This window comes from Streptomyces hiroshimensis, from assembly GCF_014650335.1.
Lineage (GTDB): Bacteria > Actinomycetota > Actinomycetes > Streptomycetales > Streptomycetaceae > Streptomyces > Streptomyces hiroshimensis.
Window position 1 is genome coordinate 178308 of sequence record NZ_BMUT01000008.1, and the last position, 12691, is coordinate 190998.

Here is a 12691-nt window from a genome sequence, read left to right on the forward strand (position 1 = left end):
TGCTTGTTCGTCTGCTTGTTGTCGTGTGTCATCCGTCCAACCGCGCGTATCTGGAGGTGAACCGCCGTGGCACTCTCGATTTCGGCGGTGGTGCTGCTGGCGATCGTCGTCTTCATGCTGTGCCGGAAGTCCGGGCTGAAGGCCGGTCATGCAGCGGTCTGCGTCCTGCTGGGCTTTTATCTGGCGAGCTCGTCCCTCGGGCCGACGATCCACCAGGTGACCAAGAGCGCCACCGACGTGATCAGCAACATCAAGTTCTGAGGGCGTGCGCCCCGGGTCCGCGGGCGGGGCTCCGCCGGGCCCGCGGGACTCGTAGGCTGGTCCCATGACCGACAGCTCCTTCCTGCCGGGCCGCCGGCTCCTCCTGGTGCACGCGCACCCGGACGACGAATCCATCAACAACGGCGCGACCATGGCCAAGTACGCGGCCGAAGGGGCCCACGTCACCCTCGTGACCTGCACACTCGGCGAAGAGGGCGAGGTGATCCCGGCGGAGCTGGCCCACCTCGCCGCCGACCGGGACGACACCCTCGGCCCGTTCCGCGCCGGTGAGCTCGCCGCCGCCATGAAGGAGCTCGGCGTCACCGACCACCGCCTCCTCGGCGGCCGCGGGCGCTACCGGGACTCGGGGATGATGGGCGCGCCGCAGAACGAGCACCCCGGGTGCTTCTGGCGCGCGGATGTGGACGAGGCCGCCGCGTCCCTCGTTGAGGTGATTCGCGAGGTCCGTCCGCAGGTGCTCGTCACCTACGACCCTGAAGGCGGCTACGGCCACCCCGACCACATCCAGGCGCACCGCGTCGCGATGCGCGCCGCGGAGCTCGCCGGAGAGCCCGCCTTCCGCCGCGACCTCGGCGACCCCCACGAGATCGCGAAGGTCTACTGGAACTGCGTGCCGCTGTCCGTGGTGGAGGAGGGCTTCGCCCGGCTGCGCGCCGCGGGCCGCGAGATCCCCTTCCCGGGCATCGCCGCCCCGGCCGACGTCCCCGGCGTCGTTCCCGACGACGAGGTGACGGCCGCGATCGCGACCGCCGGTCATGTGGAGGCCAAGGCCGCGGCGATGCGTGCCCATGCCACCCAGATCGCCGTGGACGGCCCGTTCTTCGCCCTCTCCAACGACCTGGGCCAGCCGATCTTCGCCGACGAGTACTACAAGCTCGTCCGCGGCCGGGCCGCGGGCCCCCGCGAGGACGACCTGTTCGCCGGGGTGGACGCATGACCGGGATGATGGCCCCCCTGAGCGCCGGGCGCATCGCCGCGTTCCTCGGCCTGTTCGTCCTCGGCGCCGCGACCGGCTTCGCCGGCGCGCTCACCCAGGGCGGCTGGTTCCCCGGCGGCCTGTCGCTGGCCCTGCTCGCCGTCGCGGGCCTCAGCTACGGCGCGGTGACGGCGACGGGCACCCGCGCGGGCGGTGCGGCGGCCGGCGGCGGCTGGCTCGTCGCGGTGCTCCTGATGACCTCCTCCCGCCCCGAAGGAGACTTCTTCTTCGGCGCCGGAATCGGTGCGTACGTCTTCCTGCTGGGCGGGATGGCGCTGGCTGTGATGTGCGCCACTGTCCCGAAACTGCCGCAACCGGACGGACCTTCGGTCCGACTTGGGAAGTGACGTGACGATTTCCGCCTGAGTGTCGTTCGGCTCCCGAGCAGGTCATCCGGTATCTGCCGGACTTGTCCCGTGACGGGCCGACGGCGCGCGGCCACGCAGCGCGCTCCCGCCCGACGGCGTGAACCGGCGGTCGTCAAGTGCGCGTGCGCGGTGCCCAGTATGGTGGTGCGCGCCGCCGAGCCGCCCGAGCGAGGTCATGACGGGCGGCGGAGCTAACCGGGAGAACCTGCTTTGAGCCGTGAATCTGACAGTTCGTCCTCCGGGCCCCAGGGGCGCGGTGGCGCCGCCTACCCGTCCGGAAACCCTCCGTTCGGCAGTGAGGAACAGGCCCGCGCGGCCGCGGCCTCCAGGCCGGAAGAGCCCAAGACCGAGACCACGCTGACGACGCGGATCCGTATCAACATCCCGGGCTCGCGGCCCATCCCGCCGGTCATCATGCGCACGCCCGTCGACGGTGACGCGGCGCCCGCGAGCGCGCCCGCCAAGCCGGCCGCCCCGGCCGCCGGCAGTGGCCCGGCCGGCGGCAACGGCCCGGCCGGTGGCAGCGGCAGCGCCCCGGCGGGCGAGCGCAAGGCCGAACTGCCGCGCCGCCCCGCTCCGGCGATGCCTCCCGGCCGCAAGCCGCAGGACCGCCCCGGTGACAAGGACCAGGGCGCCAAGGGCGAGAAGGCCAGCGACTGGTTCGCTCCGCGCAAGTCCGGCGGCGGCCCCGCACCCGCGGGCGGCCCGTCCGCCCGTCGTCCCGCGGCGCAGGGCGGCACTCCCGGCACGGGCGCCCCGCAGGGCGGTGCCCCGGTGTCCGGTGCCCCGCAGCACTCCGGCCCGCGCAATACCCCTCCGGCTCCTTCCGGCGCGGGCCCGGCCATGGGCGGTACGCCGTGGCCGGGTGACGCCCAGGCGACCGGTTCGATGCCGCAGCCGCCCGCCCCGGGCAACGGCTGGCAGCGCGACACCACGCAGGGCGGCGCTCCCCGTGCGGGCGGCGCGGCGCAGCGGCGCGCCGCCGCGGACGACTGGCCCGGCGGTTCCCCGGCCACGGGTGCGACGGCGTGGGATGCGGGTATGAACCCGGGCATGAGCCCGGGGACGAACGCGGGAATGAACGACATTCCGGGTGCAGGTGTGCCCGGTGGTGGCGCGCCCAACGGCGGCGCGGCGCAGCGGCGCGGTGCGCAGGACGACTGGCCGGGCGGCCCGTCGGCCTCCTCCGCTCCCTCTGCTCCTTCCGCCCCCTCCGCGCCCGTGGACGACTGGCCGGGCGGTCCCTCCACCACGGCCTCGACGCCGTGGCCGGGTGACGCCCAGACGACGGGTTCGATGCCGCAGCCGCCCGCCCCGGGCAACGGCTCGCCCTGGCCGGACGACCCCGTGAGCACCACCAGCTCCATGAGCATCATGCAGGCCCCGGGCACGCCTCCGACCAGCGTCCCGCAGTGGACCGAGCCGGAGAGCACGCAGCAGTTCCCCGCGCCCGCCATGGGCCAGGGCGCTGCGGCGCCGTACGCCCCCGCCGGGGGCGGGATCGGGCTCACGGACACGCCGCACGAGGGCGTGCCCCGCGTGCCCGCGCCCGGTGCGCAGTCCGCCGTGGGGGCTCCCCCGGCGGCGCCCGGCAAGGCCTCCCAGGCGCCCAAGGGCGGCAAGGGAGCCAAGGGCAAGGGCGGCAAGAAGGGCGGCCCCCAGGCCCCCACGGCCGGTGGCCAGGCCGCCGGTCAGGCCGGCGGCGGGACGCTCGTCGGCGGTGTGCCCGCAGTGCCGCCGCCCGGCCCGGGCGGTGCCGCGCAGCCCAAGAAGCCCGTGGACAGCGGTGCGCCGCGCATCGCCGTGCCCAAGCCCAAGGTGCCGGGGCCCGGCGCCGGACCGGCCGTCCCGCCGCCTCCGGGCAAGGGCGCGGCGGCCCCCAAGCCCGCCGCGAAGAGCACCCCTGCGAAGTCCAAGCCCAAGAAGAAGGGCCGCTCCAAGCTCGTGCTGCTCGGCGGCGCGGTCGTCGGCCTGGTCGGTGTCGCCTACGGCGCCGGTCTGCTGCTCGACCACGCGGACGTCCCGAACGGCACCACCGTGCTCGGCGTGAACATCGGCGGCTCCTCCAAGGAGCAGGCCGTCCAGAAGCTCGACTCCGCGCTCGGCGACCGGGCGACGAAGCCGCTCAAGGTCTCCATCGGCGGCAAGGAGGCGCAGCTCAAGCCGTCCGTGGCCGGGCTGTCCATCGACACCCAGGCCACGGTGCGCGCGGCGGCCGGCCGGGACTACAACCCGCTGACCGTCATCCCCTCGCTCATCGGCGGCACCCGCAAGGCCGAGCCCGTGATCGTCGCCGACGAGGAGAAGATCGCGGACGCCCTCAAGACCCTCGCGGGCGAGTCGGGCGCGGCCAAGGACGGCACGATCAAGTTCGAGGCGGGCAAGGCCGTGCCGGTCTACGGCAAGCCGTACCAGGGCATCGACGGCGACAAGGGCGTCGACGCCGTCGCCAAGGCGTACAAGGACCGCGCCGCCACCGGCCAGGAGGCCACGGTGGAGCTGCCGAGCGCGAGCCAGCAGCCGAAGGTGAGCAACGCCGAGGTCGACCGGATGATGACGGAGTTCGCGAAGCCCGCGATGTCCGGCCTGGTCACGGTGCGCACGGATCTCGCGCACAGCATCCAGTTCGGCCCGGAGCACTCCCTGCCGAAGATCCTTTCGGTCAAGGAGGTCAACGGCAAGCTCGTCGAGAGCTACGACCTCGAAGCGCTCAAGGAGCTGTACGGCACCAAGTTCAAGGGTGTCCTCATCGAGCGCGGCAACGGCAGCAAGACGGAGGTCACCCCGCAGGACGTGGTGGGTGCGCTGCGTAAGGCGCTCATGGGCAAGACGCCCACCGAGCGCATCGGCGTGATCCCGCTCGGCTGACGGCCGTACTGACGGCCGTACGGTCCTGACCATGACATCTGTCATGGTCAGGACCGTACGCCTGACACTGCCGCGGACCCCCTGCCGGCGGTCACCATGGTGGACATGACCACCACAGCAGTTACGTACACGGGGGACGGGCGCCGCACCGGCGCCCCCGTGGTCAGTTTTGAGAACGTCAGCAAGAGCTACGGCGCGGTGCGTGCCGTGGCCGATCTGGACCTGCAGCTGTACCCGGGCGAGACCGTCGCCCTGCTCGGCCCCAACGGCGCCGGCAAGTCCTCCACCCTCGACCTCCTCCTCGGCCTGAGGAACCCCGACGCGGGCCGGGTCGAGCTGTTCGGCACCAGCCCGCAGCAGGCCATCGCCCAGGGCAAGGTCGGCGCCATGCTGCAGTCCGGCGGCCTGATGGAGGACGTCACCGTCCGCGAGATCGTGAAGCTGGGCTGCGATCTGCACCCGCGTCGCTACCCCGTCGACCAGGTGCTCGCCGCGGCCGATCTCACGGAGATAGCCGACCGCCAGGTCAACAAGCTCTCCGGCGGCCAGGAGCAGCGGGTGCGGTTCGCGCTCGCGACGGCCGGCGCCAATGAGCTCATCGTGCTGGACGAGCCCACCACCGGCATGGACGTCTCCGCCCGCCAGGCCTTCTGGGGCGTCATGCGCGAGCAGGCGAAGGCCGGCCGCGCCATCCTCTTCGCCACGCACTACCTCGAAGAGGCCGACGCCATCGCCGACCGCGTGATCGTGCTGCACCGCGGGCGGGTGCTCGCGGACGGCTCGGCCGCCGAGATCAAGGCGAAGGCCGGGGCCCGCCGCATCGTCTTCGACCTGGACGGGCACATCGGCGAGGCCGCCCTGCGCGAGCTGCCGTTCCTCGCCTCCCTGGAGATATCCGGCCGCACGGTGCGCATCCAGTCGCACGACGCCGACGCCACGGTCCACGCCGTCTACGGCCTCGGCCTCTACCCGCGCAACCTGGAGGTCGCGGGCCTCGGCCTGGAGCAGGCCTTCATCGCCATCACCGACGCTGCCACCGCCGAGGAGGCGGCCCTGTGACGATCTTCCCGGGGGACAACCCCCGGACCCCCGGCCGCAACCACAGCCCCACCGCAGTGCTCGGATCCGTTTCGCGAGGCGCAGTCTGATGAACACCCTGATCAAGCTTGAGATCGCGCGCACCCTGCGCAACAAGAAGTTCATGTTCTTCTCGGTGATCTACCCCGCCGGCCTCTATCTGATGATCGCGGGCGGCGCGAGCACCACCGAGATCGTCCAGGGCACCGGGCTGACCCTGCCGCTGCTGATGATGGTCTCCATGGCCTCCTTCGGCGCGATCACCGCCGTCCTCGTGGGCAACAGCGAGCGGATCGCCAAGGAGCGCGAGAAGGGCTGGGTGCGCCAGCTGCGCCTCACCGCCCTGCCGGGCCGCGGCTACGTGACGGCCAAGGTCGCCTCCGCCGCCGTGGTCTCGCTCCCCTCGATCCTCGTGGTCTTCCTGGTCGCCGTGCTCGTCAAGGACGTCCGGATGGGCGCCGCCTGGCAGTGGTTCGCGCTCGTGGGCGCCATCTGGGCGGGCAGCATCGTCTTCGCCGCGCTCGGCGTGGCCGTCGGCTACCTCGCCACGGGCGACGCCGTCCGCCCCATCACGATGATCATCTACTTCGCGCTGTCGATGCTCGGCGGCCTGTGGATGCCGACCACCACCTTCCCGACGTGGCTGCAGAAGGTCGCGGAGTGGACGCCCACGTACGCCTACGCCGGCCTCGGCCGGTCGATCGAGCAGGCCAACGCGCCCGAGATGAAGCACGTGGCGCTCCTCGCGGTCTACCTCCTGGTGTTCGCCGGCATGGCAGCCTGGCTGTACCGCAAGGACACCCGCAAGTCCTGAGCGAGCTCCGGAAAGACCAGGAAGACAGGGCAGGACATGGCAGCACGACCGTGGCGCCGGAATCCATGGCGCGCCGTCATGGAGGTCCATGACGACCCGTCGTACACCATCGGCATCGGCATGGAGCCCGAGAACCGCCGCCAGGTGACCGTCAAGCTCATCTGGATCGCCATCTGGTTCGCCTACATGGCGGCGCCCGTCGAGGACGTCCTCGGCGACCACCACACCCTGACCGGCGACGTCCTCGGCGGCCTGGGCCTCGTGGCCTTCGTCGCCGGCTATCTCGGCCTGGTCTTCCGGCACACGTCCCGCCCCCTGGAGCGCGGCCGCGTGCTCGGCGCGCTCGCCGCGCTGATGTCGCTCGCGACCGTGCTGACCCTGACCCTCGGGGGCGCCTGGCTCGTCCTCTTCGTCTACGTCTGCGTCGCCACCGGCGCGGTCCTGCCGACGAAGCTGTCCCGCATCGTGATTCCGCTGGCCACGGGGGTGCTGGCGGGACTCGGTGCGATGACGCCCGGCGCCCCCGAGTACCTGGCGGCCCTCATCATCCCGGCGCTGCTCGGCGGCTTCGCGATGGTGGGGGTGCGTCAGATGGCCATGACGGCCCGCGCGCTGCGCGAGGCCCGCGCCACGGTCGCCCACCTCGCCGCCAACGAGGAGCGCCTGCGCCTCGCCCGCGACCTGCACGACCTCCTCGGGCACTCCCTGTCGCTCATCACGCTCAAGAGCGAGCTGGCCGGGCGGATGCTCCCCGGCCGGCCCGAGCAGGCGGCCCAGCAGGTCGCCGACATCGAACGGGTCAGCCGCCAGGCCCTGGTGGACGTCCGGGAGGCGGTGAGCGGCTTCCGCCGCCCCACGCTGGAGGCCGAGCTGGCCGGTGCCCGCACGGCCCTGGCCGCGGCCGGCATCGCCGCCGACCTCGCCCGCGCCGCCACCGGCCATCCCGACCTGCCGCCCGACGAGGAGGGCGCGCTGGCCTGGGCGCTGCGGGAGGCCGTGACCAACGTGGTGCGGCACAGCGCCGCACAGCGCTGCGAGATCACGCTGACCGAGGAGGGCGACGAGCTCTGCCTGACCGTCAGCGACAACGGCCGCGGCCCGCAGGGCGGACCTCCCGGCAACGGCCTGACGGGCCTGTGCGAGCGGCTGGCGCTCGCCGACGGCCGCCTGGAGACCGGCCCGGGACCGAGAGGCGGCTTCCGCTTGCGTGCATTCGTCCCTCTCTCACGCAGCCTCGCCCCGGAGCGGCCTACCCTGTCGTCGTGACAGACCAGCACCACCCCGCCGATCCGGCCGGCCGACGCATCATCAGGGTCCTCCTCGCGGAGGACCAGTCCATGGTCCGGGAGGCGCTGGCCGCCCTGCTCGGGCTGGAGGACGACATCGAAGTCGTCGCCCAGGTCTCCCGGGGCGACGAAGTGCTGGGCGCCGCCCGTGCCCACGACCTGGACGTGGTCCTGCTCGACATCGAGATGCCCGGGATGACGGGGCTCGACGCGGCGGCCCTGGTCCGCCGCGAGCTGCCGGCCCTCAAGGTCGTGATCCTCACGACCTTCGGGCGCCCGGGCTATATGCGCCGGGCGATGGAGTCCGGCGCGGAGGCCTTCCTGGTCAAGGACGCCCCCGCGGCCCAGCTCGCGGACGCCCTGCGCAGGGTGCTGCGCGGCGAGCGCGTCATCGACCCCGGTCTCGCGGCGGCGGCGCTCGCGGAGGGCGCCAATCCGCTGACCGACCGCGAGCGGTCGGTGCTGCGGGCCTCCGCCGACGGATCGACCAACGCTGAGCTGGCCAGAGCGCTGCACCTGTCGAACGGGACCGTCCGCAACTACCTCTCGACGGCCATCCAGAAGACGGGCGCCCGCAACCGCGCCGAGGCGGTGCGGATCGCGCGGGACAAGGGCTGGCTGTGACGGCGCCGGGCGCCGGGCCCGGCGCGCGTCAGTTGAGCATCGCCCGGGCCGCCCGGGCCTGCCGGCGCACCGTCTCTGCGACCGTCGGCTCCAGGGCGTCGATGACCTGCGCGTACTCCTCCATCGCGTGCGCGCCCGCCACGAAGTCGCCGCGCTCCACGAGCAGCTCCGCGCGCTCGTAGCGCAGCCTGGCCGGGTGGCTGGGCAGCAGCAGGGACAGCTCGACGGCCCACAGCTGGACGTCGCTGCGCTCGGGGCGGGCCGCGGCCCAGGCGCGGATGTTGTTCAGCACGCGCAGCACGATCTCCGCCGGCTCCGCGGGGGAGAACATCGCGGGCGCGATCGGGGTGCCCGTCGCCCCCGCGACCAGCAGGCCCGCCTCCTCCTCGGACAGGATCCGGCCGCCGTCGAAGGGGTCGGCCAGCACGTGCCCGCCGAGGGGCTCGCCGAAGCCGACGACGAAGTGACCCGGCAGCGCCACCCCGTACACCGGCGCCCCGGCCCGCCGCGCGACCTCCATCCACACCACGGACAGCAGGATCGGCAGCCCGCGCCGCCGCCGGAGCACCTCGGTCAGCAGGGAGGACTCCAGGCGCCGGTAGTCGGCCGGGGAGCCGTGGAAGCCGCACCGCTCGCCGAGGAGCTCCGCGAGCGCCTCCGCCCACCGGCGCGGGGCGGCCGGCCGGCCCAGCGCGGGCAGCAGCCCGGCGAGCCGGTCCAGCTCTATCTGCGCGGCGTCGATCGCTTCCTCGCCCGGCTCCGGGTCGGCCTCGGCGGCGATCAGCAGGCACAGCAGCGCGAGGTCGGGCCGCGTCTCGCGCGCCGCCTCCGCGAACCGCTGCCGTCCGGTGGTGTCGTTCATGGTGCCTCCGCCTCCGCCTTCCATGGTGCGCGCCGGTTGCGCTGACCGTGCATTCCGCCGGACTCCCGCCACGGCGGCCGGACGCCGTCGCGGCGGGAGTCAGAGGCCAGGCCTCTCTACCGTGTGCCTTGCCGCTCTACCGTGTGCCTTGCCCGCCGGGCAAGGAAAGCCCGCCGGGACGGATGCTAGGGGCGGCCCGCACAGCGGTAGTGGTACGCGTGGTGCGTGGTGAAGCCCAGCTCGTCATAGAGGGCTGCGGCGGCCCCGTTGTCCGTCTCCACCTGCAGGTACGCCGCCGAGGCCCCCTCGCTCAGCGCCTGCTCCGCGAGGCGGGCCATGACCTGCGTGGCCAGCCCCCGCCTGCGGTGCTCCGGGCTGACGGCCACCGCCGAGAAGCCCGCCCACCGGCCGTCCACCACGCACCGCCCGACGGCCACCGGGCCCTCGCCCGGCGCGCCGGGCACCGTCGCGAACCACACCGAGGGCCCGCCGCCCAGCACGGCCAGGGCGTCCCCGGTCTCCCCGCCCGTACGCCCGTAGGCGCGCAGCCACGCCTCGTCGGGGGTGCGTGAGAGCCGCACGTGCTCCGTAGGGGCCTCCGTGTCGGCCATCGGCGCCAGCGCCGCCGTCCGCATGAGGGCGTGGCGCTCCGCCGTCCAGCCGCGCCCGGCCAGCTCCGCGTCCAGCAGGGCGTCCTGCTCCGGGTCACCGGTCGTGACCTGGATCGCCGCAGGCAGGGAGCGCTCGGCGTACCAGGCGGTCACCCGGTCCACGGCCTCCGGCAGCGGCAGCCCGCAAGCGCCGAGCGGCAGGACCGAGTTGGCGCGGGCGGTGAAGCCGCCCGCCGCGCGCAGCGTCCAGGCGCCGAGCCGCGCGGTCTCCCGGGCCGGCCAGCCGCGGGCCGCGACCTCCTGGAGCTCGCGCACGGTCGCCGCGGGGCCGCGCCGGCGCGGTGGCGGGCCGGGGACGACCTTGCCCGCCACCAGCGAGGCCTCGTCGAAGGTGACAATCTCTCCGGTCCGCCGTGTGATCCGCAGCACTCCGCCCTCCCAGGAGGTGAGGGTGCCCACGGTGTCCGTGAACCGCTCGGCAGATCCCCCCGGAGACCCTCCGGAAGGGTTCAGACGGCGTACGGATACCCTTTTTCCCACATCAGCGGTACTGATCCTGATTTCCAGCCGTCCGCCCGTGGTGAATTCCACAGCTCTCCTCGCCCCTCTTGTTCGTCAAGTGCCCGGGAACGGAGATACTAGGTGTGGGCATCGACGACGCCGCGCTCCCGCGCGAGATGAGCCCTACCGAGGAGGAACGACAGCGTGACTTACGTCATCGCGCAGCCTTGTGTCGACGTGAAGGACAAGGCGTGCATCGAGGAGTGCCCCGTCGACTGCATCTACGAGGGTTCCCGGTCCTTGTACATCCACCCGGACGAATGTGTCGACTGTGGTGCCTGTGAGCCGGTCTGCCCCGTCGAGGCGATCTTCTACGAGGATGACACTCCCGAGGAGTGGAAGGACTACTACAAGGCGAACGTCGAGTTCTTCGACGAGCTCGGTTCGCCCGGTGGCGCCTCGAAGCTCGGCCTGATCGAGCGCGACCACCCCTTCATCGCCGCGCTGCCCGCGGACATCAACCCGGAGCACTGACCCGAGCGGCCACCCCGGCCCCGTACGGCCGCCGCCGTGCGGGGCCGCGGCGTATCGCCGGTCACCCCCAGAGCAAGAGAGCGAACACCGTGAGCGCAGTCTCCTCCCGCCTCCCCGTCTTCCCCTGGGACCGGCTCGCCCCTTACAAGGCGAAAGCTGCAGCCCACCCCGGCGGAATAGTGGACCTCTCGGTCGGCACGCCCGTCGACCCGGTGCCCGCCCTGATCCAGCGGGCGCTCACCGACGCCGCCGACAGCCCCGGCTATCCCACGGTGTGGGGCACGCCCGCGCTGCGCGACGCACTGACCGGCTGGGCGGAGCGCCGGCTGGGCGCCCGGGACCTGGCGCACACCAACGTGCTGCCGATCGTCGGCTCCAAGGAGCTGGTGGCCTGGCTGCCGACGCAGCTCGGCCTCGGCGCGGGCGACAAGGTCGCCTACCCCCGCCTGGCCTACCCGACCTACGAGGTCGGCGCGCGCCTCGCGGGCGCCGAGCCCGTCGTCTACGACGACCCCACGGAGCTCGACCCCACGGGCCTCAAGCTGCTCTGGCTCAACTCCCCGTCCAACCCCACCGGCCGCGTGCTCTCCGCCGACGAGATGCGCCGCACCGTCGCATGGGCCCGCGAGCACGGCGTGCTGCTCTTCAGCGACGAGTGCTACGTGGAGCTGGGCTGGGAGGCCGATCCGGTCTCCGTCCTGCACCCGGACGTCTGCGGCGGTTCGTACGAGGGCATCGTCGCGGTGCACTCGCTCTCCAAGCGCTCGAACCTGGCGGGCTACCGCGCGGCCTTCCTCGCGGGCGACCCCGCCGTCCTCGGTGAGCTCCTGCAGATCCGCAAGCACGGCGGGATGATGGTCTCCGCCCCGGTCCAGGCCGCCACGGTCGCGGCCCTGGGCGACACCGCGCACGTGACCGAGCAGCGGGCGCGCTACGCCCGCCGGCGCGACGCCCTGCGGGCCGCCTTCGAGGCCGCGGGCTTCCGCATCGAGCACAGCGAGGCCTCGCTCTACCTGTGGGCCACGCGCGACGAGCCCTGCTGGGACACCGTCGCCGCCCTGGCCGAGCTCGGCATCCTGGTGGCGCCCGGCGTCTTCTACGGGGAGGCCGGGGAGCAGTTCGTGCGGATCGCCTTCACCGCGACCGACGAGCGGGTGGAGGCGGCGGTCCGCCGCCTGGCGCAGTAGCCGCCCGCGGAGATGAGCATGCGAGAGGGCCCGGGAGAAGATCTCCCGGGCCCTCTCGCGTACGCGTGCGTGCGCTGTGTCAGCCGCCGATCGGGAGCCCGCCGCCACCGAGGGGCAGGCCCTGGGCGTTCAGGCCGCCGGCGGCCTTGGTGGCCTGGCCCGCGAGCCCGGAGGTGGCGCCCGCGGCCTCGCCGGCGACCTTCTGGACGGCGGGGGTGGCGGTCTTGGCGGCCTTGCCGGTGGCGTCGGCCGCACCCGGCACGGTGGTCTTGATGGCGCTGGTGCCGACGCCCGTCACGGTGTCCCCGGCCTTGTGGGCCGCCGAGTCGACGTTGGTGCCGAGGTTCGCGCCGTCCACCGCGGTCAGGCCGCTCGTCAGATCGGGGGCCTGCGGCGCGGCGCTCGCCGCTCCGGCCGCGCCGATGACGGGTGCCGCACCGGCGGCTACCAGCAGGGCGGCCCGGGCGATCCGACGCGTCAGGGGGAGGGACATGATGCTCCTTTGGCGGAGTTGAGGACGTTGGCTGTCCGGCGAGCGGACGCAGTGACTACCGCGTGAATGCGTCGAAGGTTGCGGTGCGCCACGGTAAAGAGTTGGTAATGCGTCGCATTATCTGCCCCCCTAAAAGCGGGGCAAAACGGGCGCGTGGTATGCAGGTCGGGAAGGCTGACAAGCCTTTAGTCACAAGGAATTCCCGGGA

Annotated in this window: 13 protein-coding genes; 10 read left to right on the top strand and 3 right to left on the bottom strand. The window is 73.4% G+C overall.

What is annotated here, in order from left to right:
- Nucleotides 1-66: 66 nt before the first annotated feature.
- The 8 genes from IE241_RS19465 to IE241_RS19500 all read left to right on the top strand — a co-directional run bounded on the left by IE241_RS19465 (nt 67) and on the right by IE241_RS19500 (nt 8295).
- A complete protein-coding gene (locus IE241_RS19465; RefSeq protein ID WP_030366139.1) occupies nt 67-261 on the top strand; it encodes a hypothetical protein in 195 nt (64 codons plus the stop codon).
- Nucleotides 262-325: 64 nt separating this feature from the next.
- Complete coding sequence (gene mshB, locus IE241_RS19470; RefSeq protein WP_190023065.1) at nt 326-1219, top strand: N-acetyl-1-D-myo-inositol-2-amino-2-deoxy-alpha-D-glucopyranoside deacetylase; 894 nt, start codon at nt 326-328, stop codon at nt 1217-1219.
- Nucleotides 1216-1605, top strand: a complete 390-nt coding sequence (locus IE241_RS19475; protein ID WP_190023066.1) for a DUF6113 family protein — start codon at nt 1216-1218, stop codon at nt 1603-1605. The genes mshB and IE241_RS19475 overlap by 4 nt, the downstream gene beginning before the upstream one ends.
- A 231-nt stretch (nt 1606-1836) precedes the next feature.
- Nucleotides 1837-4494, top strand: a complete 2658-nt coding sequence (locus IE241_RS19480) for a hypothetical protein (RefSeq protein ID WP_190023067.1) — start codon at nt 1837-1839, stop codon at nt 4492-4494.
- Between the two features lie 105 nt (nt 4495-4599).
- Nucleotides 4600-5553 carry an ABC transporter ATP-binding protein gene (locus tag IE241_RS19485; RefSeq protein WP_190023068.1) on the top strand — a complete coding sequence of 318 codons (954 nt, stop codon included), beginning with the start codon at nt 4600-4602 and terminating at the stop codon, nt 5551-5553.
- Between the two features lie 88 nt (nt 5554-5641).
- The gene (locus IE241_RS19490; protein WP_190023069.1) at nt 5642-6385 is read left to right on the top strand and encodes an ABC transporter permease; all 744 of its coding nucleotides are present in this window, start codon (nt 5642-5644) and stop codon (nt 6383-6385) included.
- Between the two features lie 78 nt (nt 6386-6463).
- Nucleotides 6464-7651: a sensor histidine kinase gene (locus tag IE241_RS19495; protein WP_190023220.1), complete on the top strand. Its 1188-nt coding sequence runs from the start codon at nt 6464-6466 to the stop codon at nt 7649-7651.
- A 38-nt stretch (nt 7652-7689) separates the two neighbouring features.
- On the top strand, nt 7690-8295 hold the full coding sequence (locus IE241_RS19500) for a response regulator transcription factor (protein WP_190023221.1): 606 nt from the start codon (nt 7690-7692) through the stop codon (nt 8293-8295).
- Between the two features lie 28 nt (nt 8296-8323).
- Here the strand turns inward: IE241_RS19500 and IE241_RS19505 are convergent, their stop codons facing one another.
- Nucleotides 8324-9157 (bottom strand): transglutaminase-like and tetratricopeptide repeat-containing protein, encoded by an 834-nt coding sequence (locus tag IE241_RS19505; protein ID WP_190023070.1) that lies wholly within the window; start codon nt 9155-9157, stop codon nt 8324-8326.
- A 185-nt stretch (nt 9158-9342) separates the two neighbouring features.
- Complete coding sequence (locus IE241_RS19510) at nt 9343-10359, bottom strand: GNAT family N-acetyltransferase (RefSeq protein ID WP_190023071.1); 1017 nt, start codon at nt 10357-10359, stop codon at nt 9343-9345.
- 114 nt (nt 10360-10473) lie between these two features.
- On the opposite strand from IE241_RS19510, the gene fdxA reads away from it, so the two are divergent.
- Nucleotides 10474-10803, top strand: coding sequence for a ferredoxin (gene fdxA, locus IE241_RS19515; RefSeq protein WP_030366150.1), 330 nt, complete (start codon nt 10474-10476; stop codon nt 10801-10803).
- An 89-nt stretch (nt 10804-10892) separates the two neighbouring features.
- Nucleotides 10893-11990, top strand: coding sequence for a succinyldiaminopimelate transaminase (gene dapC / locus IE241_RS19520; protein WP_190023072.1), 1098 nt, complete (start codon nt 10893-10895; stop codon nt 11988-11990).
- Nucleotides 11991-12069: 79 nt separating this feature from the next.
- Here the strand turns inward: dapC and IE241_RS19525 are convergent, their stop codons facing one another.
- Entirely contained in the window at nt 12070-12483 is a 414-nt protein-coding gene (locus IE241_RS19525; RefSeq protein ID WP_190023073.1) for an ATP-binding protein, read from the bottom strand.
- Between the last annotated feature and the right edge of the window lie 208 nt (nt 12484-12691).

What these genes read in the sequence shown, in the direction of transcription:
- mshB (WP_190023065.1), top strand. Translation starts at nt 326, where the DNA reads ATGACCGACAGCTCCTTCCTGCCGGGCCGCCGGCTCCTCCTGGTGCAC.
- IE241_RS19475 (WP_190023066.1), top strand. Translation starts at nt 1,216, where the DNA reads ATGACCGGGATGATGGCCCCCCTGAGCGCCGGGCGCATCGCCGCGTTC.
- IE241_RS19485 (WP_190023068.1), top strand. Translation starts at nt 4,600, where the DNA reads ATGACCACCACAGCAGTTACGTACACGGGGGACGGGCGCCGCACCGGC.
- IE241_RS19490 (WP_190023069.1), top strand. Translation starts at nt 5,642, where the DNA reads ATGAACACCCTGATCAAGCTTGAGATCGCGCGCACCCTGCGCAACAAG.
- IE241_RS19495 (WP_190023220.1), top strand. Translation starts at nt 6,464, where the DNA reads ATGGAGGTCCATGACGACCCGTCGTACACCATCGGCATCGGCATGGAG.
- IE241_RS19505 (WP_190023070.1), bottom strand. Translation starts at nt 9,157, where the DNA reads ATGAACGACACCACCGGACGGCAGCGGTTCGCGGAGGCGGCGCGCGAG.
- IE241_RS19525 (WP_190023073.1), bottom strand. Translation starts at nt 12,483, where the DNA reads ATGTCCCTCCCCCTGACGCGTCGGATCGCCCGGGCCGCCCTGCTGGTA.